General features: G+C 61.5%; 29 protein-coding genes and 2 tRNA genes. 18 read left to right on the top strand and 13 right to left on the bottom strand.

Going from position 1 to position 26,817, the window contains the following annotated elements; genetic code table 11:
* Nucleotide 1: 1 nt before the first annotated feature.
* Both Q7L55_05290 and Q7L55_05285 read right to left on the bottom strand, forming a co-directional pair.
* On the bottom strand, nucleotides 2–919 hold the full coding sequence (locus Q7L55_05290) for a metal ABC transporter substrate-binding protein (GenBank protein ID MDO8731972.1): 918 nt from the start codon (nucleotides 917–919) through the stop codon (nucleotides 2–4).
* 42 nt (nucleotides 920–961) lie between these two features.
* Entirely contained in the window at nucleotides 962–1,303 is a 342-nt protein-coding gene (locus tag Q7L55_05285) for a hypothetical protein (protein MDO8731971.1), read from the bottom strand.
* A 30-nt stretch (nucleotides 1,304–1,333) separates the two neighbouring features.
* Here Q7L55_05285 and Q7L55_05280 point away from each other — a divergent pair, with 30 nt between their 5' ends.
* From Q7L55_05280 to ppdK, 6 genes are all read left to right on the top strand, one after another.
* A complete protein-coding gene (locus Q7L55_05280) occupies nucleotides 1,334–1,756 on the top strand; it encodes an antibiotic biosynthesis monooxygenase (GenBank protein MDO8731970.1) in 423 nt (140 codons plus the stop codon).
* On the top strand, nucleotides 1,753–2,202 hold the full coding sequence (locus Q7L55_05275; GenBank protein MDO8731969.1) for a phosphoribosyltransferase family protein: 450 nt from the start codon (nucleotides 1,753–1,755) through the stop codon (nucleotides 2,200–2,202). The genes Q7L55_05280 and Q7L55_05275 overlap by 4 nt, the downstream gene beginning before the upstream one ends.
* A gap of 67 nt (nucleotides 2,203–2,269) precedes the next feature.
* Nucleotides 2,270–3,652, top strand: a complete 1,383-nt coding sequence (locus Q7L55_05270) for a glycine--tRNA ligase (protein ID MDO8731968.1) — start codon at nucleotides 2,270–2,272, stop codon at nucleotides 3,650–3,652.
* A gap of 20 nt (nucleotides 3,653–3,672) precedes the next feature.
* Nucleotides 3,673–4,236 carry a dihydrofolate reductase family protein gene (locus Q7L55_05265; protein ID MDO8731967.1) on the top strand — a complete coding sequence of 188 codons (564 nt, stop codon included), beginning with the start codon at nucleotides 3,673–3,675 and terminating at the stop codon, nucleotides 4,234–4,236.
* A gap of 306 nt (nucleotides 4,237–4,542) precedes the next feature.
* The gene (dusB, locus tag Q7L55_05260) at nucleotides 4,543–5,661 is read left to right on the top strand and encodes a tRNA dihydrouridine synthase DusB (protein MDO8731966.1); all 1,119 of its coding nucleotides are present in this window, start codon (nucleotides 4,543–4,545) and stop codon (nucleotides 5,659–5,661) included.
* Nucleotides 5,662–5,735: 74 nt separating this feature from the next.
* Entirely contained in the window at nucleotides 5,736–8,477 is a 2,742-nt protein-coding gene (gene ppdK, locus Q7L55_05255) for a pyruvate, phosphate dikinase (protein ID MDO8731965.1), read from the top strand.
* Here ppdK and Q7L55_05250 read toward each other — a convergent pair.
* On the bottom strand, nucleotides 8,474–9,133 hold the full coding sequence (locus tag Q7L55_05250; protein MDO8731964.1) for a YdcF family protein: 660 nt from the start codon (nucleotides 9,131–9,133) through the stop codon (nucleotides 8,474–8,476). The genes ppdK and Q7L55_05250 overlap by 4 nt on opposite strands.
* A 62-nt stretch (nucleotides 9,134–9,195) precedes the next feature.
* On the opposite strand from Q7L55_05250, the gene Q7L55_05245 reads away from it, so the two are divergent.
* From Q7L55_05245 to Q7L55_05225, 5 genes are all read left to right on the top strand, one after another.
* Nucleotides 9,196–10,425, top strand: coding sequence for a deoxyguanosinetriphosphate triphosphohydrolase (locus tag Q7L55_05245; GenBank protein MDO8731963.1), 1,230 nt, complete (start codon nucleotides 9,196–9,198; stop codon nucleotides 10,423–10,425).
* 32 nt (nucleotides 10,426–10,457) lie between these two features.
* A complete protein-coding gene (gene dnaG, locus Q7L55_05240; protein MDO8731962.1) occupies nucleotides 10,458–12,335 on the top strand; it encodes a DNA primase in 1,878 nt (625 codons plus the stop codon).
* Nucleotides 12,332–12,835 (top strand): hypothetical protein, encoded by a 504-nt coding sequence (locus tag Q7L55_05235; protein MDO8731961.1) that lies wholly within the window; start codon nucleotides 12,332–12,334, stop codon nucleotides 12,833–12,835. The genes dnaG and Q7L55_05235 overlap by 4 nt, the downstream gene beginning before the upstream one ends.
* A 53-nt stretch (nucleotides 12,836–12,888) precedes the next feature.
* Nucleotides 12,889–12,961, top strand: a tRNA-Asn gene (locus tag Q7L55_05230).
* A gap of 25 nt (nucleotides 12,962–12,986) precedes the next feature.
* Nucleotides 12,987–13,973, top strand: coding sequence for an NAD(P)-dependent alcohol dehydrogenase (locus Q7L55_05225; protein ID MDO8731960.1), 987 nt, complete (start codon nucleotides 12,987–12,989; stop codon nucleotides 13,971–13,973).
* Between the two features lie 26 nt (nucleotides 13,974–13,999).
* On the opposite strand, the gene Q7L55_05220 is transcribed toward Q7L55_05225, so the two are convergent.
* Nucleotides 14,000–14,452 carry a hypothetical protein gene (locus Q7L55_05220; GenBank protein ID MDO8731959.1) on the bottom strand — a complete coding sequence of 151 codons (453 nt, stop codon included), beginning with the start codon at nucleotides 14,450–14,452 and terminating at the stop codon, nucleotides 14,000–14,002.
* Between the two features lie 212 nt (nucleotides 14,453–14,664).
* Between Q7L55_05220 and Q7L55_05215 the strand changes: the two genes are divergently transcribed.
* Together Q7L55_05215 and Q7L55_05210 are read left to right on the top strand one after the other, a co-directional pair.
* Nucleotides 14,665–15,552: an enoyl-CoA hydratase-related protein gene (locus Q7L55_05215; GenBank protein ID MDO8731958.1), complete on the top strand. Its 888-nt coding sequence runs from the start codon at nucleotides 14,665–14,667 to the stop codon at nucleotides 15,550–15,552.
* Nucleotides 15,553–15,561: 9 nt separating this feature from the next.
* Nucleotides 15,562–15,909, top strand: a complete 348-nt coding sequence (locus Q7L55_05210) for a zinc ribbon domain-containing protein YjdM (protein ID MDO8731957.1) — start codon at nucleotides 15,562–15,564, stop codon at nucleotides 15,907–15,909.
* On the opposite strand, the gene Q7L55_05205 is transcribed toward Q7L55_05210, so the two are convergent.
* The gene (locus Q7L55_05205) at nucleotides 15,906–16,181 is read right to left on the bottom strand and encodes a DUF167 domain-containing protein (GenBank protein MDO8731956.1); all 276 of its coding nucleotides are present in this window, start codon (nucleotides 16,179–16,181) and stop codon (nucleotides 15,906–15,908) included. The two genes, Q7L55_05210 and Q7L55_05205, sit on opposite strands and share 4 nt — an antisense overlap.
* 215 nt (nucleotides 16,182–16,396) lie before the next feature.
* On the opposite strand from Q7L55_05205, the gene Q7L55_05200 reads away from it, so the two are divergent.
* From Q7L55_05200 to Q7L55_05190, 3 genes are all read left to right on the top strand, one after another.
* A complete protein-coding gene (locus Q7L55_05200; GenBank protein MDO8731955.1) occupies nucleotides 16,397–17,455 on the top strand; it encodes an exo-alpha-sialidase in 1,059 nt (352 codons plus the stop codon).
* The gene (locus Q7L55_05195; protein ID MDO8731954.1) at nucleotides 17,439–18,392 is read left to right on the top strand and encodes a hypothetical protein; all 954 of its coding nucleotides are present in this window, start codon (nucleotides 17,439–17,441) and stop codon (nucleotides 18,390–18,392) included. The genes Q7L55_05200 and Q7L55_05195 overlap by 17 nt, the downstream gene beginning before the upstream one ends.
* A 58-nt stretch (nucleotides 18,393–18,450) precedes the next feature.
* Nucleotides 18,451–18,524: transfer RNA gene (locus Q7L55_05190), tRNA-Ile, on the top strand.
* A 302-nt stretch (nucleotides 18,525–18,826) separates the two neighbouring features.
* Here the strand turns inward: Q7L55_05190 and Q7L55_05185 are convergent.
* The 6 genes from Q7L55_05185 to Q7L55_05160 all read right to left on the bottom strand — a co-directional run bounded on the left by Q7L55_05185 (nucleotide 18,827) and on the right by Q7L55_05160 (nucleotide 23,672).
* The gene (locus tag Q7L55_05185) at nucleotides 18,827–19,609 is read right to left on the bottom strand and encodes a nucleotidyl transferase AbiEii/AbiGii toxin family protein (protein ID MDO8731953.1); all 783 of its coding nucleotides are present in this window, start codon (nucleotides 19,607–19,609) and stop codon (nucleotides 18,827–18,829) included.
* Nucleotides 19,606–20,397, bottom strand: a complete 792-nt coding sequence (locus Q7L55_05180; GenBank protein MDO8731952.1) for a type IV toxin-antitoxin system AbiEi family antitoxin — start codon at nucleotides 20,395–20,397, stop codon at nucleotides 19,606–19,608. The genes Q7L55_05185 and Q7L55_05180 overlap by 4 nt, the downstream gene beginning before the upstream one ends.
* Nucleotides 20,398–20,486: 89 nt before the next feature.
* Entirely contained in the window at nucleotides 20,487–20,699 is a 213-nt protein-coding gene (locus Q7L55_05175; GenBank protein ID MDO8731951.1) for a helix-turn-helix domain-containing protein, read from the bottom strand.
* 16 nt (nucleotides 20,700–20,715) lie between these two features.
* Entirely contained in the window at nucleotides 20,716–21,507 is a 792-nt protein-coding gene (locus Q7L55_05170; protein MDO8731950.1) for a hypothetical protein, read from the bottom strand.
* 70 nt (nucleotides 21,508–21,577) lie between these two features.
* Entirely contained in the window at nucleotides 21,578–22,417 is an 840-nt protein-coding gene (locus Q7L55_05165) for a hypothetical protein (protein ID MDO8731949.1), read from the bottom strand.
* A gap of 73 nt (nucleotides 22,418–22,490) precedes the next feature.
* Nucleotides 22,491–23,672, bottom strand: a complete 1,182-nt coding sequence (locus Q7L55_05160) for a fibronectin type III domain-containing protein (GenBank protein ID MDO8731948.1) — start codon at nucleotides 23,670–23,672, stop codon at nucleotides 22,491–22,493.
* A gap of 169 nt (nucleotides 23,673–23,841) precedes the next feature.
* Here Q7L55_05160 and Q7L55_05155 point away from each other — a divergent pair, with 169 nt between their 5' ends.
* A complete protein-coding gene (locus Q7L55_05155) occupies nucleotides 23,842–24,489 on the top strand; it encodes a TetR/AcrR family transcriptional regulator (protein MDO8731947.1) in 648 nt (215 codons plus the stop codon).
* Between the two features lie 125 nt (nucleotides 24,490–24,614).
* Nucleotides 24,615–25,298: a pentapeptide repeat-containing protein gene (locus Q7L55_05150; protein MDO8731946.1), complete on the top strand. Its 684-nt coding sequence runs from the start codon at nucleotides 24,615–24,617 to the stop codon at nucleotides 25,296–25,298.
* 34 nt (nucleotides 25,299–25,332) lie between these two features.
* Here Q7L55_05150 and Q7L55_05145 read toward each other — a convergent pair whose 3' ends face one another.
* Nucleotides 25,333–26,385, bottom strand: coding sequence for an ArdC-like ssDNA-binding domain-containing protein (locus tag Q7L55_05145; GenBank protein MDO8731945.1), 1,053 nt, complete (start codon nucleotides 26,383–26,385; stop codon nucleotides 25,333–25,335).
* Nucleotides 26,382–26,807: a hypothetical protein gene (locus Q7L55_05140; GenBank protein ID MDO8731944.1), complete on the bottom strand. Its 426-nt coding sequence runs from the start codon at nucleotides 26,805–26,807 to the stop codon at nucleotides 26,382–26,384. The genes Q7L55_05145 and Q7L55_05140 overlap by 4 nt, the downstream gene beginning before the upstream one ends.
* Nucleotides 26,808–26,817: the final 10 nt, after the last annotated feature.

Genomic DNA, 26,817 nt, shown 5'->3' with positions numbered 1-26,817 from the left:
GTCAGCTCTTCAAGGCCTCTGCGATGCGCTGAGCATCGGTGTGCATGTATCCGATGTAGGTGCCGGCACTGCTGCCCGCGGGTCCCAGGCTGTCGACGTACAGATCAACGACGGAAACCGGGTATCCCACTTCCCCTGCAACGGCTGTAGCCAAAGCCTTCGGGGTATTGGTGTTCGCGAAGATCGCCGTGACTCCCTTGTCCGTGATCGTCTTGGCGAGCGCTGCAAGGTCGACCGTGCTTGGCTCAGCCAAGGTGGTGCCAGAGGGAATGACGGCGCCAACAATTGAGTAGCCGTATGCATTCGCAAAGTAGCCAAATGCGTCGTGATCAGTGACCAGCACACGCCTCTTCGCTGGCACTGACGCCAAAATCGCCTTCACCTCTTGCTCTGCTGAGCGGATCTTTTCTGCTTCTGCAGTGGCACAGCTCTTGTATTTTGCGCCACCCTTCACGGCGAGCTGATCGCCAATCAGCTCGACCGCATGCGCCATGCGCGTCATGTCGAACCAGAAGTGAGGGTCCGGGGTCGTTGTCCCAGCGAACTTGCGAGGGGAAATGTCAGGCGCGACTTCATACACCGTTGCACCGTCGCTTTTCGCTGACTCCAAAGCGTCAACGAGCCCACCTTCGAGGCCGAGCCCATTTGCGATCACGATGTCGGCGTGAACGAGCGATGCCACTTGCTGGGAGGACGGAGCAAAGTCATGCGGATCGGCTCCATTGGGGAGCAAGGTGGTGACCTCACCCCCAGCACAGGCCGCCAAGTCACCCACGACGCTGCCGAGCATCGTGGTAGTGGCCACGATTGACAGTCCATCGGAGGAAGTCGAACTCGAGGGCTCAGCGCTGCTGCAAGCGCTCAGGCCTACCGCTGTGAGCAGGATCAGCGCAGAGGTGCGCCCTGCGATGAAGGCCATGGCGAAAACCTAGGCTTATTGAAAATGATTGTCAATTTCAAACTAGAAGCGACCGAGGAACTTCAAGATCGCAATGCCGAAGGCGCCACCGACCACGATCAAGCGGATGAGACGGGCCTGGGTAGGCAGCACGGGCCAAGCCAGAACAAGCAGCCAGAACAAGAAGGCGGTAACGATCAGCAGCAGGACTCCACCAAGCCAGGCCAGCGGGCCGGTCTGAATGAGTCCGAGGAACAGCAATGCGCCCATGACTACTACTACGAGCCATCGAGGCAAGCGATTGAGGATGAGTAGGAACCGCATGCTTCGGCGCTCAACTGCCTCGCGTCCCGGACCGCTGGGTCCGCGCACACCTGGCGGCAGTTGGCGTGGGGGCTTGGCCATGAATCCTCCGATACCCGCTACCGTCGAGCGGTGAGTGAACTGCAGGGTGACTCTAGTGCGCCCATCTTGCTTGTGATCAACCGCTTTCGGGTCGCTTCGGATCAGAGTGCGAGCTTTGCCGAGGATGCCCGTCTCGCTTTGGCGACCCTGGCTGGGAGTGTCGGATTCATTGATGGCGCAATCGCTCAGGCCACTGATGAGACTGATTTGCGCCTGGTCACCACCCGATGGAAAGACGTTGGTTCCTACCGTCGGGCTCTTTCAAGATTTGAGGTCAAGGTTTCTGCGGTTCCGCTGTTGTCGCAGGCCATCGACGAATCCTCCGCCTTTGAAGCTGTGCACATGATCAGTGATGGAGAAACGATCACCGTTGCCTCTGGGCGTGCGGCAGACGCCGACGTCATTGGGCTGGGCCGCGCCTCGGCCGCGAGAGTTCCGCCGGTTCAACTGTGACCGCCTATTCAAGTTTCGCGGAAGCAGGGCGCCTTCTGGCCGTTGAAGTGCTCGCTTCTGGACGATTCTTTGACCCATGTGTCATCGGGATGAATGCTCGAGGGCAGTTGGTGGCAAGTCCGGTGGCAAGGGCACTCGGCGTCCCGTGCGAACCGGTGGCAGTTCTGAAGACGGGCGATTCGGTAACCACCACTGAATTGCCCGAGACTCTCGGGCGAACCGTGATCGTGGTTGATGACGGAGTTGAATCGGGAACAGCGGCGCGCGTTGTCGGCGTGGCCATCCGAGCGACGGGCGCCTTGCGGATTGTTCTCGCGGTGCCGGTGTGTCCCCAAGAGCGCATTGCAGAACTCGGCGCTATCTACGACGAACTTGCTGTCCTGCACGTGTGCGCGGACGGCTTGCCCTTGGAAGGTCACTACCTGGATTTCGACCTTCTCTCGTAGACTCCCTCCACCCGCCGACACCCAGCCGGATTGGAGCGCCGCAAGCGCTTCGGAAATGGAGCGCTCAATGGCCGCCGATCGTGTTGATGCAGTAGTCAATCTCTGCAAGCGTCGAGGATTTGTCTTCCCATCTTCAGAAATCTATGGCGGTACCCGTTCAGCTTGGGACTATGGCCCCAACGGTGTTGAGCTCAAAGACAATGTGCGCCGCCAGTGGTGGCAGTACATGGTTCGGGGTCGCGAGGACGTTGTTGGCCTTGATTCGTCAATCATTCTTGCGCCGCAGGTGTGGGAAGCATCGGGCCATGTCAACGCGTTTGTTGATCCGCTGACCGAATGCAAGAAGTGCAATCGTCGTTGGCGCGCAGATCAACTCATCGAGCAGTACGAAGAGAAGCATGGCCGCGCGCCAGCCAATGGGCTCGCTGACATCACCTGCTCCAACTGTGGAAACAAAGGCGAATTCACCGAGCCCCGCGATTTCAACGGCATGCTGCGCACCACGGTCGGTCCTGTTGAAGACGCGGGAGCCATTCACTACCTCCGCCCGGAAACAGCGCAGGGAATCTTCGTCAACTACCTCAATGTGATGAACGCGGCTCGCAAGAAGCCTCCTTTTGGCATCGGCCAGACGGGCAAGAGTTTCCGCAACGAGATCACTCCTGGCAACTTCATCTTCCGCACGCGTGAGTTTGAGCAGATGGAAATGGAATTCTTCGTCAAGCCCGGCACTGATGAGGAATGGCATGAGTACTGGCTGAAGCAGCGCTGGGATTGGTATGTCGACCTAGGCCTTGATTCTGAGAACATGCGTTTCCTTGAGCACCCCAAGGAGAAGCTCTCGCACTATTCCAAGCGCACTGTCGACATCGAATATCGATTCCGATTCGCCGGCTCCGAGTGGGCAGAGCTTGAAGGCATCGCCAACCGCACCGATTTTGATTTGACCACGCACGGTCAGCACTCCGGTACTGATCTTTCCTACTTTGACCAGGACTCAGAAGAGCGCTGGGTGCCCTACGTCATTGAGCCTGCTGCCGGATTGACCCGCGCAGTTTTGGCCTTCCTGCTGGATTCGTACGACGAAGACCAAGCACCCAACTCCAAGGGTGGGGTCGATACCCGCACAGTGCTTCGACTTGATCCCCGTCTCGCACCGGTCAAGGTCGCAGTCTTGCCGCTCTCGCGCAATGCAGATCTCTCGCCCAAGGCCAAAGATCTCGCCACTGAATTGCGTAAGCGGTGGAATGTTGAGTTCGACGATGCCGGTGCTATTGGCCGCCGCTATCGCCGTCAGGACGAGATCGGTACTCCTTTCTGCGTCACGGTTGATTTCGACACCCTTGAGGATCAGGCCGTAACAGTTCGTGAGCGCGACACCATGCAGCAGGAGCGCATCGGCCTTGATGCGCTGCCGGCATGGCTCGCCATTCGTCTGCCTTCGTACTGAGCCACATCTAGGCTGCGCGCATGGGCAAAATTGTCGTCACCACGTTCATGTCCCTCGACGGAGTTGTTGAAGCTCCGGGCGGCGAAGAGGGATTCGAGCACTCAGGATGGGTGCACAGTTATGCCAACGACGACTGGCTTGAGTACAAATTGCAGGAAGTGCTGGATTCGGAAGCCTTGCTTATTGGGCGCACTACCTACGAGAGTTTCGCGGGAGCCTGGCCAGAACGCGACGGAGAGTTCGCAGACAAGATAAACGCGATGCCAAAGTATGTGGTAAGCACCACCATGACTTTGGCCGACTGGAACAACACCTCGGTCCTTTCGGGTCATTTTCGCACCGAAGTCGACAAGGTAAAAGCTGCGCATCGCGGTGAGATCCAGGTGGCTGGCAGTCGCACGGTCGTCAATGCGCTCAAAGAACTTGATCTGGTTGATGAGTATCACTTCATGATCTTTCCGATCATTCTTGGAAGTGGCTTTGGCCTCTTCGATGAGGTCGAGGACACCTACGCACTCAGTTATCGCACAACGCAGAACTTCGACAACGGCGTGGTTGTTCACACCTATGCGCGCCAGCGCTAACGAGTCGAGGGTGCGGGTGTCGCCGGAAGCAGCGGGAGGGCTTTGTCTCGATTGATTCAGTACGCGACCCTGTCACCCGTCAGGGAATCACCGTTTCGTATTGGCGCGACGAAGCTTCTGCCAGGAGTTGGAAACAGGTGGGGGAACACCTGGCAGCGCAGGAGCAGGGCAAGACGACGTGGTACTCGTCTTATGAAGTCGTCATCGCGACTATTTCGAGACGATACGGCTCACCCTCCGCGTGAGCGGAGTTGCGTTGAATTCTGTTCGTACTCGTCGCACTGGCAGAATCATCCGGTGATCTCGATGGGCAACCTCAGTGTGCCGGTTGTTCTCGCGCCAATGGCGGGCATCACCAATCGCGCTTTCCGTCGTCTTTGTCGTGAAGCCGGCGCTGGGCTGTACGTCTCTGAAATGGTGACTTCGCGGGCATTGGTCGAGCGCAATGCGGAGACGATTGACATGGTCACTTTCGATGTTGATGAGGTCCCGCGTTCAGTGCAGCTCTATGGCGTTGATCCAAAGGTGATGGCTGCGGCGGTGCGCATCATCATTGATGAGGATCGCGCCGATCACATCGACATGAACTTCGGCTGCCCGGTTCCCAAGGTCACGCGCAAGGGTGGCGGCAGTGCACTGCCGTGGAAGCGCGATCTCTTCCGAGCGATCGTCCGCGCTGCTGTCACTGCGGCGGACGGCCGCGTTCCGGTGACGGTGAAGATGCGCAAGGGCATCGATGAGGATCACCTGACCTATCTCGAGGCCGGTCGTGCGGCCGCCGAGGAAGGCGCCACGTGGGTTGCACTTCATGCGCGCACTGCTGAGCAGATGTATTCGGGTGTCGCCGATTGGGATGCGATTGCACGATTGAAAGATCATCTGGCGCCAATTGGCACGCCCGTCTTGGGCAATGGAGACATCTGGACCGCGCAGGATGCCCTCGACATGGTCGCTCGCACAGGTGCTGACGGAGTCGTCGTGGGCCGCGGATGTCTTGGCAGACCTTGGCTGTTTGGCCAGTTAGCAGCAGCATTCACGGGCGCGGCTGTTCCGGCCGATCCTGATCTGACTCATGTGCTGCTCACCTTGCGCCGACATGCGCAATTGCTGTGTCAGGACTATGGCGAATACAAAGGCATCCGTGATATCCGCAAGCACATGGCCTGGTACCTCAAGGGCTTCAGCGTCAGGCAGCAAGTCCGACAAGGCCTGGGCACAGTCGCGAGCATCGGCGAACTCGATGCCTTGCTCGCGCAGATCAATCCCGATCAACCGTTCAATAGTGAGGTCGGTGCCGGACCGCGCGGTCGCACCTCCGGCGGTCGTCGGCCCACGCTGCCCGATGGCTGGCTTGATTCGCCTGAGCTGGATGCTCCGGCGCGACTCATGCTTCAAGATGCCGAGTTGTCGGTGAGTGGCGGTTGAAGGAACTGGTTCAATATCGCGCGGGATGACCAACGTGACTTTCCAATGCGACTCATCAGTGCTCAACTTGGTGCATGAACACACTGGGTGATGCCGGCGGCATTCCGCACTATGTCTTCTCGTTCGCGCAGGGTGACCGATCGCAAGCTGATCTCCTGGGTGGCAAGGGTGCGAATCTGGCCGAGATGACGCGATTGGGTCTTCCCGTCCCGCCCGGATTCACGGTCTCAACGGCGGCCTGTCGGGCCTATCTGACGGCGGGAGCGTTGCCGCAGGGATTGGCCGAGCAGATCCAGGATTTTCTGGAGCTGCTTGAGCAGGAGATGGGACAGCGACTCGGTGATGCAACTGATCCGCTGCTGGTATCAGTGCGTTCAGGCGGCCGGTTCTCCATGCCGGGCATGATGGACACCGTCCTGAACATCGGACTCAATGACGCGAGCGTGCTCGGGCTGGCAACGCGAGCCAATGATGAGCGCTTTGCCTGGGATTCCTATCGCCGACTCATCCAGATGTTCGGCAAGACGGTGCTTGGCCTTGAAGGCGAAGGTTTTGAGCAGGCATTGGAAGAGGCCAAACAGCGTGCGCAGGTGATCTCCGATGTGGACCTGCCGGTAGAGGAGCTGAAGAAACTGGTCACCATCTACAAGGCCATGGTGGTGCGGCTCGCTGACATTGAGTTCCCGCAAGATCCCTACCAGCAGTTGAACATGGCGGTTCAGGCCGTCTTTGATTCCTGGAACACCGATCGCGCGCGGCTGTATCGCCGCAGAGAGCGCATTCCGCATGATCTGGGCACGGCGGTCAACGTTCAGGTGATGGCATTCGGGAATGCGGGTGAGGGCTCGGGCACGGGAGTCGCATTCACGCGCGATCCGAGCACCGGAGCCCGTGGCATCTACGGCGACTATCTGCAGAATGCACAGGGCGAGGATGTTGTAGCGGGCATCCGAAACACTCTTCAGTTGGAGCAGCTCGAAGACATCGACCCGAAGTCCTACCGCGAACTGCTCGACATCATGCGCCGACTGGAACTCCACTATCGGGACCTGTGCGACATCGAATTCACCATTGAGCGGGGCAAACTCTGGATGCTGCAGACCCGTGTTGGAAAGCGCACGGCGGCAGCCGCCTTCCGAATTGCCACGCAACTGGTCGACGAGCATGTGATCACCCTGGACGAAGCGCTCCTGCGCGTGAGCGGCCACCAACTCTCACAGTTGATGTTCCCGAGATTCGCCGCAGATGTCAGCCATCAACTCATCGCTCGAGGCATGAGTGCTTCGCCGGGGGCCGCGGTCGGTCGAGCCGTCTTTGATTCAGCCACAGCTGTCGCTTGGGCAGAAGCAGGGGAGCAGGTGATCCTCGTACGCCGTGAGACCAATCCCGATGATCTGGCCGGAATGGTCGCTGCAGCCGGAATCCTCACCAGCCGTGGCGGCAAGACCTCGCATGCAGCAGTCGTGGCACGCGGCATGGGCAAGACCGCAGTCTGTGGCGCCGAGGAGCTAGAGGTGGAGACCAGGGCCAAGCGATTGACGACTCATGAAGGGCTCGTGGTGATCGAAGGCGACTCCATTTCGATCGACGGCGCGACCGGAGAGGTATTCCTAGGTGAAGTCCCGGTCGTGCCCAGTCCGGTGGCCGAGTACTTCGAACACGGGATGGCCGAGGCACTGGCGACCGCAGATCAGGCGACGAACGAGTTGATCCATGCTGTTGACCGACTTATCGCGCATGCCGACAAGCGTCGGCGCCTGCGCGTTCGAGCGAACGCAGATACCCCGGTCGACGCGCTGCGTTCACGGAGGATGGGCGCCGAAGGCATCGGTCTGCTGCGCACGGAGCACATGTTCCTGGGTGAGCGGAAGGTCTACGTCGAGCGTCTCATCATTGCCGACACTCAGCAGGAGCATGACGAGGCGTTGGCGGCACTGCTGCCCTTGCAGCGCAAGGACTTCATCCGCATTCTGGAGGCAATGGACGGTCTCCCAGTGACCATTCGGCTCATCGACCCACCGCTGCATGAGTTCCTGCCAAACCTCACAGACCTCGCGGTTCGCGTTGCCGTGGCCGAAGCACGTGGTGAGCAGAATGCCGCGGAGTTGCGCATGCTTCAGGCCGTGCGCCGCCTGCACGAGCAGAATCCGATGCTGGGTTTGCGCGGAGTACGCCTGGGGTTGGTGCTGCCTGGTCTGTTCGCCCTTCAGGTTCGAGCCATTGCTGAGGCAGCTTGCTTCCGCAAGAAGTTAGGCGGCAACCCGATGGCCGAGATCATGATCCCGCTGGTGGGTTCGATCCAAGAGCTCGAACTGGTCATCGACGAGGCAGCAGGAGTCCTCAAGGACGTGGCCGATGCCAATGGCTGCACCTTGTCTTTCCCCATCGGCACGATGATCGAGTTGCCGCGAGCTGCGGTGACGGCCGATCAGATCGCGGAGGCTGCGGAGTTCTTCTCCTTCGGCACCAATGACCTCACACAGACGACCTGGGGCTTCAGTCGCGACGATGTCGAGGCCGCATTCTTCTCCACCTATCTGGAGAAGGGAGTGTTCAGTGTTTCTCCGTTCGAATCCATCGATCGTGAGGGAGTCGGCGAACTCGTTCGCATCGCCGTCGAGCGCGGCCGTCGAACGCGGCCCAATTTGCATTGCGGAGTCTGTGGTGAGCACGGCGGTGATCCGGACTCGATCCATTTCTTCGATGAGGTGGGGCTGGATTACGTTTCCTGTTCGCCCTTCCGGGTGCCGGTGGCCAGACTTGAAGCAGGCCGGGCGACTGTGGCGAGCACCGCTACTGGGAGTGACTCTCGCTAGGAGTGGGGGGCCTTCACCAGTTCTGGCTGAGTCCATCGGCTGATCAGGTAGTAGCGCATCAGCGCTGCAGTTTCGCGCCCAACGTAGTCACTGGTCATCGCCGAACCTGGTCCGGATATTGCAGGGGAGAGGTGGGCATCAATTCCGAATCCAGACGCAATAGCCGATGCCCGTGCTGCGTTTGGCGGATCAGTAACGATCGTCGCTGAACTCCAGCCCAGATCGCTCATCACTGCAGCGATCATCTGCAAAGAGCCAAGGGTGTCCATGGATGTGGTGAAACTGACGATGTCTTGGTCAGGCACGCTGCGAGCGCGAAGAAGTTTGCGTTCTATGTCTGCAGTTCGGGCACGCCCAGTGAGCATGATGACCGGGGCAACCCCCGTGTTGTAGAGATCTGCAGCATGGTCGGCCCGAGAGGCCATAACTGCAGGGTCGTCGCCCCAGAATCGCGTGGGATCCATCAAGATGATGGCCTGTGTTGGGCTTCGATCATCGAACTGAGCGGTGAAGACGATCTGCATTGCGGCACCAATTGGGATGAGCAGAACCAAAGCGAGGGAGATCGTGATTCCCGCCGTGATCCAACCGCGCTTGGTTCGCATTGCTGGTCGAAGAGACCCATGGCGTGAGGATGTAGCGGGGGGTGCACTCACGTTCTCAATGCTCACACTTGTGCGGGAGATTGGGTGGACGGCGCACCGCTAAAGTCGTACTGATGAGTCTTCCGCCGGGTTATGACGAATCCGCGAGTGTGCGGTACGTCTCAGAACCAATCAAGGAATCAGTGCGCAGTCCCTTCGCGCGCGATCGAGCGCGCGTCCTGCATTCAGCCGGGCTCCGGCGTCTTGCAGCAAAGACTCAGGTGATGACGACTGGATTGAACGACTTTCCACGGACACGATTGACGCACACTCTTGAGGTCGCGCAGATCGCTCGCGAATTAGGTGAGGCCCTTGGTTGCAATCCCGACATAGTCGAAGTTGCCGGACTCGCGCACGACCTTGGGCATCCGCCTTTTGGCCACAACGGCGAAACCGAATTGAACCGGCTTTCGGACAGCATCGGCGGCTTCGAGGGCAATGCGCAGACCCTGCGCATCGTCTCGCGTTTGGAAGCCAAGGTCTTTGACGAATCGGGTGCAAGCGCTGGTCTCAATCTCACTCGCGCCACACTCGATGCCTCGTGCAAATATCCCTGGCCAAGGCGCGAGGGAAACCCGAAATTCGGCTACTACGCCGATGATGAACCAGTGTTTCGTTGGCTGCGCGAGGGCGCACCCGCGGAGGAACACTGCATCGAGGAACAGGTGATGAACTGGGCCGACGATGTGGCCTACTCGATTCACGATGTTGAGGATGCGATCCAGGCCGGCCTTGTCACTTTCGAGGAACTACGCGACCCCGTCAACAAGAAGATTCTTGTTGAGACGGCGAGCAGGAGACTTGGGCCGAGCCGTGATGTTGCTGAACTGAATGCGGCGATTGACCGCTTGCTCGGCCTGGAATATTGGCCGACCGAATTCGACGGCTCCATGCGTGCTCTGGCTGCGCTCAAACGTGCAACCAGTTACCTCACCTCGAGGTTCTGCGTGAGCACTCAGGTCGCAACCCGCATCCGTCACGGAGATCAGCCGCTCACTCGCTATGCCGCTGATTTGGTGGTGCCAGAAGAGGTCCGCGATGAAGTTGAAGTGATGAAGGCCATTGCCGTCCACTTCGTGATGGGCCGTCCCGGAATCGATGCGGAGCGAGCCCGGCAGCGTGAGCTCCTGGCCGAAGTCGTCCACGCACTGCGCCTCGACGAAGGTCGATCCTTGGAGAATTGGCTCAAGGAGACGTACGAATCCGCTCAGACTGATGCTGAACGCTTGCGCGTGATCATTGATCAGGTTGCCAGCCTCACGGACGTGAGCGTGGTGCACTGGCATGCCCGACTGATCCGATGAATCCGGTCAGCCAGCGCGCCTAGACTCCCTTCATGGCAGGCCGGATTCGCGATGAAGACATCGCTCTGGTGCGCGAGCGAGCCCGCATCGACGATGTGGTCCGTGAATACGTCACTCTGAAGTCCGCCGGAGGTGGCTCCCTCAAGGGGCTTTGCCCCTTCCATGAGGAGCGATCACCCAGTTTTCATGTCACTCCAAGTCGAGGCATGTGGTACTGCTTTGGCTGCGGTGAGGGCGGCGATGTTCTTGGGTTCCTGCAGAAGATCGATCATCTGAGTTTCGCTGAATCTGTTGAAAAGCTCGCTGGCAAGACGGGTGTCGAACTGCGCTATGTCGATGGTGGAGCAGCGATCAACCGGCAGCAGGGGCAGCGCACCCGTTTGGTTGAGGCGCATAAATTAGCCGCACAGTTCTATCTCGAACAGTTGGCCAGTCCTGATGCTCAGATCGGCCGTGATTTTCTGAACTCCCGAGGCTTTGATGCTGACTCGGCCAAGAATTTCGGGGTCGGTTACGCACCGAAATCCTGGGATGCGCTCTTGAACACTCTGCGCAAGCAGGGGTTCACTGACGCCGAGTTGCTTGCCGGTGGGCTGCTGAGCCAAGGCAATCGTGGCGTCTACGACCGCTTCCGCGGGCGTCTGGTCTGGCCAATTCGCGAGTTGAGCGGCGATGTGATCGGCTTTGGCGCTCGCAAGCTCTATGAAGATGATGACGGTCCCAAATATTTGAACACACCTGAGACGCCTATCTATAAGAAGAGTCAGGTGCTCTACGGGCTCGATATGGCTCGCAAGGAAATCTCCAAACAACAGCAGGCAGTCATCGTCGAGGGCTACACCGACGTGATGGCCTGTCATTTGGCCGGCATCACCACTGCGGTCGCTACCTGTGGCACGTCATTCGGATCCGACCACATCAAGGTGCTGCGACGACTTCTGATGGATGACGATCAGATGCGCGGTGAGGTGGTGTTCACCTTCGATGGTGACGCAGCTGGGCAGAAGGCCGCGCTTCGCGCCTTCGACGAAGATCAGCGCTTTGTCACCAATACCTTTGTCGCAGTTGAGCCCTCCGGTATGGATCCTTGTGATCTGCGTCTTGCCAAAGGTGATGAAGCGGTGGTCGCGCTTGTGGATCACCGAGTGCCGCTCTTCCAGTTTGCGATCAAGTCGATACTGGCGGGTCACGATCTTGAGCGCGCCGAAGGGCGAATAGCTGCCTTGCGCGAAGCCGCACCTGTGGTTGCGAAGATCAAGGACGCTGCCCTCCGACCCGAGTACACTCGCTTGCTTGCCGGTTGGTTGGGGCTTGACGTTGCGGCCGTGACTGCTGCCGTTGGCCAGCGTCCAGCGCCAACTCAGCGCCCGAGTTTCAATCAGGCGCCCGCGGCTGAGCCAAGACCAACTCCGACTCAGGAGATCCCAATCGCTGATGGTCCGGCTTTCACCATTGAGCGCGAGGCCTTGAAGTGCGCTCTGCAACTGCCTTCGGCTGTCGAAGAGTGGTACCCGGCACTTGAAGCCTCTGCCTTTACGCACCCGCGAGCTCGCGAGGTGCACACCGCCATTGTGATCGCCGGATTACCCACTGCCAGAGTCGACGGCCTTCGGTGGATCGATGCCGTACTTGCAGCATCACCTGACGATGAGGTGCGTCGAATGGTCCGTGAGCTGTCGGTAGATCCACTGCCATCGGACGCCATCAACAGCGATCGTTATGCCACCAGTCTCATCGCTCGACTTCTTGAGCTTGATGCCGGTCGCAGAATCCTCGATGTGCGCGGACGCCTCCAGCGCACTGCCTCCGAAGAGCAGGGCGAGGAGCACCAAGAACTCTTCACCCAGCTGCTTGAGCTTGAGACCTATCGACGCTCTTTGCAGGCCGCGGCCTTGGGCGAGCAGACATGAGCCTGTTCACCAAGGTTGCCAAGAATCGCCTGCCGAAAACTGCGCGCGAGGCGGCAGGTGTTCCGGCAAGTGAGCGGGTCATCGCTTGGGCGCCGGATCAACGCGATCCGGAGCTCTTCGTGATTGCCACGAACTCTGCCATTTATGCCAAGGGTGCTGTCATTCCGTGGGTGAACATCATCCGGGCTCACTGGAACGAGCCATTCCTTGAACTGACGACGGAGCAAGTTGGAGGCACGAGTCAAAGGCTGCGCATCCCGCTGGCCGAGCCGGGAAATCTGCCAGCCGCTGTCCACACTCAGGTCACAGCCAATGTCATCGTCAGCGAGAAATTGATTCTTGCCAACGGCTCGCAATGCTTGGCCGCGGCTCGACGCCAAGCCGGAGATGAAATTTCCTGGACTGTGGTTTTCGATGAAGGCGTGGACCCAACTGATCCCGAAATTCGGGCGCAAGCCGATTTCGCATTGAACGAATTGCGGTCAGCACTGGGTATTTGACCTGTGGCGAGTGAGGGTCCAGCGCCTTGCTATTCTCTGCGGGCCGCAATTAATCCCCCATAGCTCAATTGGCAGAGCATTCGACTGTTAATCGAAGGGTTTCTGGTTCGAGTCCAGATGGGGGAGCTCAGCTGCTTAGTAATGTGGCCGCATGCGAGCACAAGTACTGACTGGCGCCGGAATTCTAGGCTTAGAAATACGAAATCTGCCTGATCAGGCCCCCGGACCAGGTGAGATCGCAGTTCGAGTAGGTGCCACCTCACTCAACTTCCGCGACTTGTTGCTTGCGCGCAGTGCGAGCAACCGCATCCCACTCTCAGATGGCGCTGGAACCGTGAGTGCTATCGGCGATGGAGTCAGTGCTGTCGCTGTTGGTGATCGCGTCGCGGGCTGCTTCTTTCAAGACTGGCTCGACGGCCGGATGGAAGCCAAATACCACGAGGCGGCTCTGGGTGGCAGCATCGACGGGATGCTCGCCGAGACCGTGATCCTGTCCCAAGACGGCGTTGTCACATCCCCTCGCAACTGGACGGATGAACAGACGGCGACCTTGCCGTGCGCCGGGCTCACTGCCTGGAACGCGCTGGTCGAGGGCCAACACATCCGCGCAGGCTCAACGGTCCTCTTGCTTGGCACAGGCGGAGTCTCGGTATTTGGCCTTCAATTCGCGAAGATGCTTGGAGCCCGCGCGATCATCACCTCGAGCAGCGATGCGAAGCTGGAGCGCATGCGCGAACTTGGCGCAGACGTGACCATCAACTACCGCACGAGCGAGGAATGGCAACTTGAGGTCCTCGATGCCACTGGTGGTGCGGGTGTTGATCTTGTAGTTGAGGTCGGCGGTGGAGCCACATTGCAGCGTTCAATGAGTTGCACCCGATTCGGTGGCGAGATTGCGCTGATCGGCATGGTCTCTGGGCAGGCACCAATCGATCCCTTTCCGCTGCTTTCTCGAAGTGCGAACTTACGAGGGGTGTACGTCGGGAGTCGTCGGATGTTCTCCGAAATGGTTGCGGCGATTGACGTCAACGCTATGCAACCCGTAGTCGATCGAGTCTTTGCATTTGAACAAGCACAAGATGCCTACAGGCATCTGCGTGCTCAGGAGCACGTGGGCAAAGTCGTCATCTCCGTCTGAACTCAACCATCGCTCTTGCGAGTTTCTCAGGCGCCGACCTCGCAGATTTGGGCGTATGCCGCAACCGAACTGTTGAACGAATCTGCTGCTTCCTGCTGTGTGGCTTCACCTTGCATGTAGTTGCGCTGAAGCGAAGTGGCGCGGTGGAACGCGTTGAACACCCCACGCATATTTGAACTCGGCAGCCCTGTTGTCCATGGCACGAACGCGTAATTGGTGAGGGCACGGTCGAAGTCCATCCCTCGGGCAACGCGCAAGAGTGCCCTTTGCAGAAGTCCGCAAGCAGCCGCATCAGCCGTGCTCAACTGAGGCGCAACATCAGCTTGCGGTGTCGCGCTGGAACTCGCCGCGGGCGCGGCCTCGGTAATAGTTCCAGATGGGATCTGGGCAATGAAGAAGACCAAACCCAAGGCGGCAACTGCGCCCAAGATCATCCTGAGGGCAGCACGGACGCTCGTGGCGTCCTTGATGCGACCCATCCTCTGACCCCCGATCGACACACGGCTGTGGCGGAGCAGTACCTCAAGATAACCGTGGCGTGGGCAAAGCCCCGAATTCCCCTCACAGATGGCCCCGGACCCGGCGGATCCAAGCTTGCCCCAAAGGTCGGATTTGACCTCGGCATACGGGGTAAAGCGGCTAGGGTCCCCGAGGTACTCCGACCAATTGATGCGAGCGAAGGGTGAATCCCATGGAACGTCATGAACTTGAGGCCGTTATCTATGAGAAGGACGGGCCTATCGCTCGCATCATCTTGAACCGCCCAGAGAAGGCCAATGCCCAGAGTTCAGCGATGGTCTGGGACGTCGAGAACTCCCTGAACGACGCGGAGAACGACTACAACATCAAGGTCGTCATCATGAAGGCCAATGGCAGGGGCTTCTCTGCCGGACATGATGTGCCCGCCAGCGGCGGTCCTGCTTACCCGGAGTTTGCCGAGGCGGCCGAGCACGGCCACCCGTGGGCCGGACAGGCCAAGCTGTTCACGTGGCCAGTGCTCCACCTTTGGGAGTTCCGCAAGCCGACCATTTCGGCCGTCCAGGGCTACTGCATCGGCGGTGGCACCTACTTCGCACTCCTGAACGACATCGTTATCGCTTCAGAAGATGCGTACTTCCAGATGCCATTGCCACAAGGTCTGGGCTTCCCCGGCGGCGAGACGCTGATCGAGCCTTGGGTCACGATGAACTTCCACCAGACCTATGAATACCTCTACCTCTCGCAGACCATCGACGCGCACGAGGCAAAGCGCATTGGCATGGTCAATCGTGTGGTGCCGCTTGACGAACTCGAGCAGACGGCTGAACTCATTGCCTGGCAGATCGCGCAGGCTCCGCTTTCGGTGTTGATGGGCATCAAGGCAGGAGTAAAGCGCACCTGGGAGACGATGGGCATGCGTGTCAGCCTGCAGAACAGTTTGCAAATGATGGAGATCACCGGTCACGCTGGCGATGTTGCGGACTGGCGCAAGGAGAACGCTGAGAAGGGCTACGGACCAGCACCCCGCAGGGTTGCCCAGCAGCGTGCGGAGATCGCTCTGGAAGAAGCCCAGAAGAGGTTCCCAAACATCAAGGGCTAGGTTCGCGGTATGGACCAGACGCCCCCATGCCCGCTGTGCAGTTGCGAGTTCACGTACGAATTGAGTGGGCTGTTTGTGTGCCCGGAGTGCGCCCATGAGTGGTCAATGCAAGACGGTGCAGATGACGGCACCGCGGCAGTTGTCACTCGCGATGCCGTGGGCAATGTTCTGACCGACGGCGATTCGGTGACCATCATCAAAGATGTCAAGGTCAAGGGCAGCGCGTCACCGCTCAAGGTCGGCACCAAGGTGCGCGACATCAGATTGGTGCAAGGTGCGGGTGATCACGACATCGACGCAAAAGTCGACGGCTTCGGCCCGATGATGCTCAAGTCGAGCGTGGTCAAGAAGGCCTAGGCCTGCAGCAGCTCGTCGACGCGCGCCTGCACTGCGGCAGCATCAGCGCACTCGATCTCGACCACCTTCGTGCGACCTGTGTGACCGGTCACGACGCTCACCTCGGCCCTGCGCACGTCGAGCGCTGTGGCAAGCGCATCGATCACAGCCGCGTTGGCCTGGCCGTCGACCGGCTGCGCATGCACAGCGACGATCAGCACCGCGGGCTCGCCGTAGGAGCCACCGACGCGTGCGCGGGAGGCCCCTGGCTTCACCCGTAACGTGATCCGCAGCGATTCCATTGCAGCAATGCAACCACGGACCGGTGCGCCGCTGCGCCAGCCGTGCTGGCAACGAGTGAAGAGACGAACACCACGCTCGGCGAGCGCCTGACCAGGATCGTCACGCGCAGACTGCTCAACGGAGCATTCGATCGCGACCCTGGTCTGGGCGAGGACCGTGGCGTGGATCTGTGGCTCCGGAGACTCTGGCCCACTAGCCTCGGCACATGACAAAGCACACCATGGTGCGCACCGCGCTTTCCGTGTCCGTCGTACTCGCCGCGCTTGTCGTCGGCGACTCGTTGGCAAGTGCCGCTGAGCTGCCGGGCGAGCCCTGCAGCAAGCCCGGCGAGGTCAAGCCATTGGGGGCGGGAGCCATCGAATGCATCAATGGCACATGGGCGCCGAGCTCGAAGCCGGCAGCCGGTGCTCCGGTTGGCAATGCCACGGGTGCCCCGGCCGCGCCGCCCAAGCCGGCCGCGGCGGCCAAGACCGCGGGCATCTTCAAGTCTGTCGGCCCAGTGCTCACGCAGGACACCTTCGGCGGCACAGGCAAGCAGGTGGCCGATCCGACAGCGATCCGCCTCGCCGACGGCCGCATCCGTCTGTACTCGTGGGTCAACCCCACGGGATTGCGCACGGCGACCTCGACGGACGCTACCGGGACGAAGTTCGTCGCTGACTCGGTGGCGCCACTGAAGTCGATGGCCGGGCAGCCGCGCGCCGTGCGCGTGGATGCCAGTCGCATCCGGCTCTTCTACACCAGTGCTGGCACCATCACTGCGGCGATCAGCACAGACAACGGGCTCACGTTCACCGAGGAGGGGCCAGTCATCACCAGCGCCCAGGCCGGCTTCGAACCCGGCACGCTCAGCCTCGTGAGGGTTGCGGGCGGCTACCGTGCCTACTTCTCCAATCTCGAGAAGCCGGGGGTGCAGGCCGAACGAGTCATGCGCACGGCGACCTCGACCGACATGCTCACATGGACCATGGGTCCGCAGTTGGCCATGAGCGGCTCGCACCCATTCGCCCTGACGGATGCCAAGGGCCGGATCGCGCTCTATTACGCGGCCGACCGTGGCGCTTCGTACGGCATCTTCATGTCCACGAGCGCCAACGGCACAGCCTTCGGCAGCGAGAAGTTCGTCATCTCGGGCGGTGGTGACCCCGACATCATCAGCAGTGGCAAGAACAAGTGGCTCATGTACTACGGCTCGGAGGTCTCACCTTCGCTCGGCTTCGGCGTGCTCGTTGCACGATCATTGACCAATGCGATCCCGAAGTGAGCCGATGCTCGCCATGAGTCGGCTACGAGCGCTGACCGTCGTGATCGCTGTCAGCATCGTGGGCATGACAGCAGTACCAGGGTCCGCTGCCGCTCCGACGGCCCAACGCGCCTGCACGAAGGCGGGAGCTCGAGCAACGATCGCTGGCACCAAGTCCGTCTGCGTGAGAACAGCCAAGGGCCTGGTCTGGATGCCGCAGGGGAACTCCAGTGGTGGCGGCTCCCAGCAGGGCCAGCAACTCGGATCGGCAAACAGCATCACGTGGTCACCCACCGCTGACGGATGGCGCGCCAACGGAACGCCTCCCGTGTGCCCGGCGCCACTGGTGATCGAGCCTCCCGTCGACGTCGCGCGGGCCACATCGATCCTCTATCCAGGGCAGACCCGTGGCGGCAACTACAAGGCGCATGGCGGGTTCAGGTTCGACTCGAACGCGGACAACGCGATTGCGGTCCACGCCCCGATGGCCGGCTCCGTTGTGCTCGGGGCCCGCTATCTCGTCAGCGGCGAGGTGCAGTACACCTTCGACATCATGAGCCCGTGCGGCATCATGAATCGGCTGGGTCATCTGCTGGTGCTCGCGCCGCGGATGCAGGCCATCGCTGACAGGTTCCCTGCCCCGCAGGAGAACGACTCGCGCACCACCTTCGTCAGCCCGCCCGTACCCGTGGCGGCTGGCGAGCTCCTCGCCACCCAGGTGGGCGTCACCAGGCCCGCTCCCAATGTCTTCCTCGACTGGGGCGTCTACGACTACCGGTCGACCAATGCCAGTGCCGCCAGTCCGGTCTGGGCTGGGCAGCATGCACAGGACTTCGCGCTGGCCGGACATGCGCTGTGCTGGCTGGAATTGCTGCCACCGCAGCAGAAGGCGCGAGTCGCCACACTGCCGGCCGCAGATCCGGCCAGCGGCAGGACGAGTGACTTCTGCAGGGCGTGAGCAGCGCTGAGGCGCGAGGGCGCCCACTGCCACTTCAGTAGAGTGCAGTGCTCGTTGGGGGGCGGTAGCTCAGCTGGTTAGAGCCCCGGACTCATAATCTGGTCGTCGCGGGTTCGAGCCCCGCCCGCCCCACCGAGAAAACCCCTTGTAAATCAAGGGGTTTTCTCTATTCGAGGATTGCCGCTGAGCCCCTTTCGTGCCCTCTTGACCCCTCTCACTATTGCACGCCTATTGCACGCCGGAAAGATATTGCCACGTAAGGGGTTGCACCTCAACGGGGGGAGTTCAGTTCGATCTCGACCTGCGGGTCGCTATTGCACGCCTATTGCACGCCGAAATCGGGCGAATCGGTCAGGTCAACCTAGGCTGTACAGGGCGAATGCCGCGATGTGAACTGCTGACTTCGTTCTGCGTCGTGAGGTCACGCGGAAGGTTCAGGGGCGAGGGAGTTTGCTGAGCAGCTGCGCGATGACCAGTTCACCGGCGGCATCGATGTTGTAGCCGATGGGCCAAGGCTCAACCAGTGGTGCGATGTCCTCGCGGAAGCCGGGGTCAGCCATCTTGGCACGCAGGTCTGCCTCGGCGCGCTTTGAGGTGAGCCCGGGCGGGGCGTAGGTGGGGTAGGCGGCAAGGATGTCGTCCGGATCGATACCAAGGTCCGTGAGGGCTAGCCACAGGTCGAACAGATCGCGGCCCTTCTTGCGCTGGTGCAGGGCGCGAATCTTCGTTGACACCAGTTCGGCTGGGGTGAAGGTGAGAATTTCCGCCTGGCCCGTCCACCACGGCGATCCGACGACGTGCGGGATGGCGATAAGCGGGAGGGCGGGGGAGCGCTCGTGCGTGTTGATCTCGACCTTGATCCGCAGGGTCGAGCCGTCCGCAGCTCTTGTGCGCAAGTAGATCTTCGGCTGCTGGCTGATGCGTGTGGAGACCTCGAAGCCCAGGCGTTGACCCAGGGCGCTGACTGCCTGCGTGATGGGGGCGATGCCTGACTGCGTGGTTCGCACGAAGTCCAGGTCCTCGCTGTAGCGGCGAGGCGGATTCAGGTGCAGCTTGTGCAGGCATGTTCCGCCGCGGAAGACGAGTTCGCGACTGAGGTACGGGTCGCGGTAGATCTCAATGAGCACCCGGCTGAGCAGCAGATCCTGCTCCACCTGGGCCATGGTGGGCCACGGAGCGTGCAGGCTCCAGTCGGTGACGAACGCGGCTGGGATCACAGGTCGGGCTCCACATCGGTATTCACGCAGATGCCCCACCGGAGGTCGACATGGCCACGTCGGGGCATGCGTGGATCCAGCAGTGCGGGATGGCCCATTGGTTGCACGGTTGCACGGTGGCCCAGCGGGCCGGTGTCGACGTCGGCTCCGACCAGGTCCAGCAGGAATCCGAGCCGGCGGACGGCCGTGGTCGAAAACCCCGCGGCGACAACTGCAAGACCTTCGGGGTCCAATGGAACGCTCTCGGCGAGTTCGTACAGCACGGTTGCGACATTGCTGACCCCGCCGCCCAGTTCAGGGCGGTCCACGAGATCCACAGCGGTCAGCTCAGGCGTTGAGATCCACACCTGCCCGGACTCCACGCTGTGATGTTGACGAGGCAGGCCCGCGGCTTTCGACTGGCGGTAGAAGCGCAGATGCGCCCGCCCGAAGGATCGATTCTCAGTGGGCCGGTCCACGGCAATCTGCGTTGCCTGCGGGCGTTGATGAGCGGCGCCATGGATCTCAGCTGCTGATAGCCAACCCACGTAGTAGGCCCGGTCCAGGTGCGTCATGAGTGTGTCGATGAACTCCACGGCTGGTGGAGCCCCCCAGGTGCGGTACTTCGGCGCAATCGCGATCCACAGGCCGCGGCCAGGGCTGAACAGGCTGCCATCGGCCACCGGCTTGTGCAGGCGAACCCGCACCTGGTCGCGCTGCACCCCGAGGAGCTCGGCGGCTTGCTCCGTGGTCACGGCGCTGCGTCCGCGAGACAGGAGCCAGTCTGCGAGTTCGCTGGCAGTCGGCATGAATTTCCCTAAAGAGTGGCTATCGTTACGAAATTCGTTACGTTGGTCACTCATAATACAGCCTCGAGCGTTCACAGGAGACCTACGGATCAGCCCCGGCGGGATACGGATCGTGCAGACGGCTGGATCGTCCACGCTTGCATGGCGCTCACGAGGTCCGATTCGCGAAACCGCACATGCCTCCCCACCTTCACGAAGGCGATGCGCCGACTCTCGACGAGACGGCGAATCATGCGTGTGTTCACCGCGAGGATCTCAGCTGCTTGCTCGATCGTCAGAAGGCTGTCCACGTTAGCAGCCATTGAGGTGGAGGCCATCTCAACCTGCCAGTTGAAATGAAGGTGTGGAAGAACTCGGACGAGTTTTCGGCCACCTGGGGCCTTCGACGTGGTGTACCAACTCGCTGGATATTCGAGCAGCCTGGCCCATGGACGTCTTCGCATCCTGGAGATATGCAATTCGATCCTCGAGGATTCCTGGCGTTCGGGGGTTCGCGTCCATGCGGTCGAGCCACAGCAGTACATGAACCTTTGGCGACGGACTCACGATCCGAGGCAGAAGCGTCGGATCTGAGGCGTAGATGATGGGCTCATTTCCATCATCGGGACGCATGGCTGATGCGGCAACGGAGGTGGCGTGGTCGCGGACAAGCTGGCGGGTCGGGACTCGCTGTTGTTTGCGCAAGGCCACGATGCAGTCGTAGACCTGTGCTTGCTCAAGGGTGAAGTTGGGTTCGACTCCGGAGGCCAGCAACTGGTCGCAGGCTTGGGATTCGGTTGATGCGATGTGCTGCAGGACCTGTTCGGCTTCGGCGATGCTGGCGCCCGAGTGGCGGGCGTAGGTGGCTGGATCCATGGTGACACCGTTGGGGGTTGCGTCGGCGACTGGAGAGCACAGCACTTGATACAGCAATGCGTCCGCTTCGGCGATGACCTGCGCGCGCGGGTAGGTGGCCTTGCGCACGGCCGCTTCCAGAACAGCTTCTGCTAGCTGCGCGAACGCTGGGTCTGGGCAGGTGGCCAGGGCGGCGGCGAGTTGGTCGGGGTCGCAGTGGCCTAAGGCGGCGACGATGTCGCCAGGCGTAATGGGTCTGGCGCTGATGGTGTTCACGGGTACCTCCGGGCGGGGACGAATTGTGCTTCTGCCTTATCAACGGCCCCACCCCCTCGGTACCTCGCATTTACGACGCCATTTCGCAGGCTCCCCACCCCTGGGGCGTGGCGATCTGGATGCGGGGTGCCCTGCTACGCGTGGTGCGCACGGAGTCGCGGATCGCCTGGGAGTCCTGCAGCAGCCAAGGCTCGACACGCATCTTGCGGGCGATCTCGACCATGCGTCGCTCCTGCCGGGCTGGTGGTCGGATGTCGAGATCTCGCCACTGCGCGATGTTGACCGGCGACGTGGTGATGAGGTCGATGACTTCGTGGGCCCATCCCCATTCGTGTAGTACGGGTACTAGGTGCGGCCAGGAAGTCGGGCCGCGCAGGTCCAAGCGAAGGAGCTCCATGTCGGTGGGGCAGCCTGGGCACCGCACGGGGATCCCAAAGCACGATGCGACCCTTTCGAGGGCGGCTTCGATGCCTGGGTGGACCGAACGCCCGGGTCGCTTGCGGGGGATGGCCAGCATCTCCAGGTGCGCCAGTGTCCAACCGAGGTCTTCTAGGAGGTCGAAGATCCCGATGGTTGGGGAGAATGGCGATGGGGCCGGTTCTATGGCGGCAAGGTCGCCGTCTTCGGTCAGGGGAATGGTGCGTTTGTAACGGCCGGCGGACTCATAGGCTTGTGCGGCGGCGTTCTTGGCCGCGAGGGTCAGCAGCGCAGCCGGGTTCGCGTGGGTGGTCAGGCGCGTGCGGATGGCTCCGCCTGGCATGAGGCGTTCGGTCAGCAGGATGGTGACGTCGCCGGCGATGTCCGGGTCGCCTCGCGAGACGCTTTGCGCCAAGGCCAGCAGGACGCGGGCCGCGGCTGGCGTGTTCAGGTCGGGGTCGTTGATCAGTGATTCCAGTTCGTTGTTACGCATGGCTGTGCCTTCTCTATGAGGTTTGGGGTGATGGCGGGCTGTAGTCGAAGCAGCTGTGGAGCTGTCTGCCTGTCTAGGCGGGGACTTCTTGGGCGACCTTGGCTGCGGTGGTGATCCAGGCGGTTCCGTTGTCGCTATAGCCGACAGGGGCTGTGTCCTTGACGAGTTCGGTCTTGCTGTACGCGGACCCGTTGTCGGTGTACCCGGTAGGCGGGGCGTCCTTGACTGTTGCGTAGTACCCGTCGGGGATGACGGCGTAGTAGCCCGCGGGGCTGCCATCGTTGCCGTTCCAGGCATCTTGCGCGTAGTAGGTGCCACCGTTTGGTGAGGCGGAGTAGTCGGTGTGCGATCCGGTTTGCACGAACTGCTGGTGATAGCTGTAGGGGCTTGTGGTGGTCACGGAGTGGAAGGTGTACGTCTGCGTCTTGTTGCACAGTGATCCCGCGTCGGTGAATCCGGTGGGGCAGACGTAGATCGTGCGCGTGGTTGGGCCGGCAGGAGTAGGTGCCGAAGCCGGTGCGGGGGCTGGAGCAGGGTCAGCGGCCTTGGGCAGTGGTATAGCTACAGCTGCTGGCTTGTTGGCAGCGGACAGGTCGGCGAGGGTACGGGTCATCGTTGCCGATGAGGCTTGTCCCGTGGCTGCGGTGTTGGTGGGGGTGACGGTGAAGGTGTACAGGGTGTCGGGGTTCAGGCCGGTCAAGGTTGCGCTGGTCACGTTGGCTATTGCGCGCACCGGCGCGACTTCTGCAGCAGTGCGCAGTTGCGTACCGGTTGGAGTGGCCGTGATGGTGTAGCTGACCTTGCCTTCGCTGCGCGCGGTCTGGTGCTGCCAGTCCAGTTGCACGGATCCCGGGGTTGTCGTTGTCGAAACGGTGAGTCCGAAGGCTGCGCCGGGAGCTGCCAGCGGTGTTGCGATGCCGATGGTCCTGCCGGCGATCGCTACGGCATACGGGACGCCGGTGGACAGCTTGCGAAACACCACCGGAGCACCAGGGCCAGCAGTAGCCATGCGCGGGGCTTGACCTTTGGCGGTCACAGTGACGGGCTTGCCTGCCGCGCCGGTGACGGTCAGGCCGCCAACGATGTTGGCGTCCACACCGATCACGGTCGCGTCCGGTGCAACGGTGGGTGCGGGCGTCGGGTCCTGGGCGATGACGCTGGATGCGACGGGATCGGCGAATGCAGCTGGTGCGTAGATCAGGGTTCCCGCTGCCAGGGTGGTGATGGCCAGGGTTGCCTTGCGGTTGGTCTTCATGATGTTCTCCTTGTTTGACCGAATGGCTATACAGAGAACTATGACACTTATAACAAGGTAAACAATGGTTCTGACAAAGGCTTGATGTCACTTTTACAGAAATGAAACATTCATAGACCAGCACAAGTCTGTGACAGATATTTGCCGCAGCGTGCAATACGATGCTGGTATGTCAGCGAACCCATCGAAAGCCATCAAGGGTGTCCACACCGGTGGCGCCGCATGGACCCAGTTGCACGCATCGATCGCTGCGCACGCACTGGATCTTCTGGTCGAGCGGGGCTATGACGGCTTCACCGTCGACGCCCTGGCGGCCTCCAGTGGAATCAATCGCAGGACCATCTACCGCCACTATCCCTCGCTGGTCGATCTTGCCGTAGCCGCAATCCGGCAGATGCCCGCATTGGCTACTGACCTGAATCGCTTGGGAACCCCTCGGGACAGGATCCTGGCCGCTGCTCGCGAAAGTTCGCTGCTACCGATGCGACTGCCCCGCCTACTGGCAACGGTCATCACGCACGCCCACAGCACGCCTGAACTCCTTGCCGCCGTGCAAGAGCACGTCTTGAAGCCGCGCGAGGCCGCACTGGCGCAAGGGCTAGAGGCTGGCAAGGCCGCAGGATGGGCGCGTCCCGACGTGCAGGCTTGGGAATTGAGCGCCTTCCTCAACGGACAGCTCATCAACGAATACTTGGGTCTGGTGCACTTCGACACCAAGGCCAAACGTGCGCAAGCCATCGCCGACGGCATCTGGCGCCTGGCCGCGATCGACCCGGACAGCGACGGCAGCAACTCTCAGGCGCGAGCCAGCTCGTGAACGTGGCGAAAACGGTCGGTACCGAGCCCGCTGACACCGTTGACTAAGTAGGACACTTCGCGCAACTCGGCGAGTGCTCGTCCGTCACGCCCGCAGGAAGCACGCACGTCACGTTGGAGGCACACATGGCAGAACCCGATCCCAAGCCCGCTTCAACTGTGCTGGCAGGACCATTCGCAGGAGCGGCGCTGTCTGATGCCCGGTTCATCCGTGCCGATCTGGCTGGCGCGGACTTCACCGGCGCCCAACTGGACGGTGCCGACTTCACAGGGGCAGACCTTCGCGGTGCCAAATTCCCTGGCGCGGATCTGAGCGGAGCGGTTCTGCACGGCGCAACGCTTACCGCGGCGGACCTCACGGGCGCCTGCCTGGCCAACGCCGACCTCCGACGGGCCGATTTCTCGGGCGCCTGCCTAGCCAACGCCGACCTCACCGGGGCGGTCTTTGATGGCGCCTGCCTGGCAGGCGCGAACCTGACCGGCGCAGACGCCCGATCAGCGTCCTTCCTGCGCGCCGATCTCGCCAAAGCCAATCTCACAAATGCAGACGTCACTGGGGCGGCCCTGGCTGGGGCCGATCTCACCGACGTCGATCTCACCGGTACGACAGGGGCAACCATCGCGGTGTTCCATGCCCGCAACGCCATCCACTGGTCCACAGGCAAGGCCCTGCAAGCCATCGCACAGGATCGCGGCCTAGATGACTACACCAATGAGGTCGAACCAGTCCTCGAACACGCACGCAGTCAAGGCGTCGACGCCACAGCTCCCGGCACCACGCAGCAGCCACCGTCGATCTCCTGGGCATAGCCGTCGAACCCGCACCACAGACCGCGAGAACTCGTTACTGCGTTAGCGAGTGCGTGCCTGCTCCAGCTGGCGAGAGTTGAGCTGGCTTGAGGCGATCCCGTACTTGCATGTCAAGCCGAGTACCGGAAACTGCGTGGTCGACAAGTTCCGCAGCTGCAGGGAGGTCGAGTCGTTCCGTGATGCTGCGCGCGGTCGCGAGCACGCGACCAGCAACCTTGGTGATCACCTCAGGTGAAGTCCCCGCGGACCACCCGGCGACGTAGCCGAAGGTGTACTCCGATGAGTCAAGCCCAGCATGAGCTGTGACCACGTATGCCACGGACTCGGCCTCGACTTCTTTGACTTCCCGGCACGGCATCGACCAGGTCGGATCGGACGCCGGATCATGCAACATCACATGCCCAAGTTCATGGGCCAGCGTCTTAACGGCCTGCGCTTCACTGACGTCCATGCGCACCCGAACTGTGCGGGCTCCGAAATCCGTCACGCCATTCGCGCCACCGATCATGGCCGCATCTGCGACGCGGGTGAGCGTGAAATTGGCCGCAGCAACCTGATGCGCAAGGGCGCCCCACAGTCCTTCAGGTGCTTGTCCCTGCAGCAGTGCGGGGCGTTGCGGCACTGGCAGCGGGTCGCCGTCAGTCTGGGCCACGTCGAAGACCGCCACCGTGCGAAAACCCGTCAACACGCGTCGAGACTGCTCCCGAACGTCAGCATCGTCAGGCTCGGGCGCTGCGTTGTCGTCCGCGTCCGCGCCCCCATCCCGAGTAATCCTTCGGGTCGTGGGTGCCAGGATCCGGATCCCGGTCCCTCCCCGGCGCACCTGTCGTCCAAGTGACTTCCAAGCGGTGTAACTGGCAACGGCTGATGCGGTCGGTCGCTGCGCCACGATGAGCAGTTGGTTGTTGAGTGAGTACGCGGGCATGCGCGCAGCAAAATCCAGCCACGCCCGCCAGCCGTCCGAGGTCTGCAGCGATGCAACGCCAGCCTGCAATGTGGCGAGTGTTGCCTCAAGGTCGGCCTGGCGCTGTTCCGGGGTCCGGCTCGCACGCGCCTGGCGCGCGCCGACGGTCGATGGGGCAGTCACGCTGCATCCGCAGCGCGCACGCCATCTCGCCGATCGCTCTGGAGTGCGAGCAGGCATGCCCTTGCCCGGGCGCGCGTTTCCACCAGAACGGTGGATTCTTCGATGTCAGCGCTGGACAGTGACTGGAGGTGTGTGAGCATCGACTCGACGAGTTGGCGCACTTGGCATGGGCTCTTGATGCCCGGGAGATCGAGGTCGACATCGCTTGGCCAGGCGCCGGCTTCCACGAGGTCCTCGCAGGCCCACTGCATCTCGAGGGCTAACCACGCGAGCGGCTGCGGGGGCAAGTCCCAGCAGCAGAGCCTTGTGGGCGCAGTGTCAATCGTGGTGCGGATGGCGCTGGCCCAGGACCAGGCGCGGTTCAGAGGCGTGGCACGGCGGGACACCTGGCATTCGATTAAGCGCAGATTCGTTGTTCGCATAGCAACTCCA

This window comes from Actinomycetota bacterium (assembly GCA_030650795.1).
Taxonomy (GTDB): Bacteria; Actinomycetota; Actinomycetes; order S36-B12; family S36-B12; genus UBA11398.
Note: the sequence above shows the minus strand (reverse complement) of the source record. Positions and strands in the feature narration are given on the sequence as shown.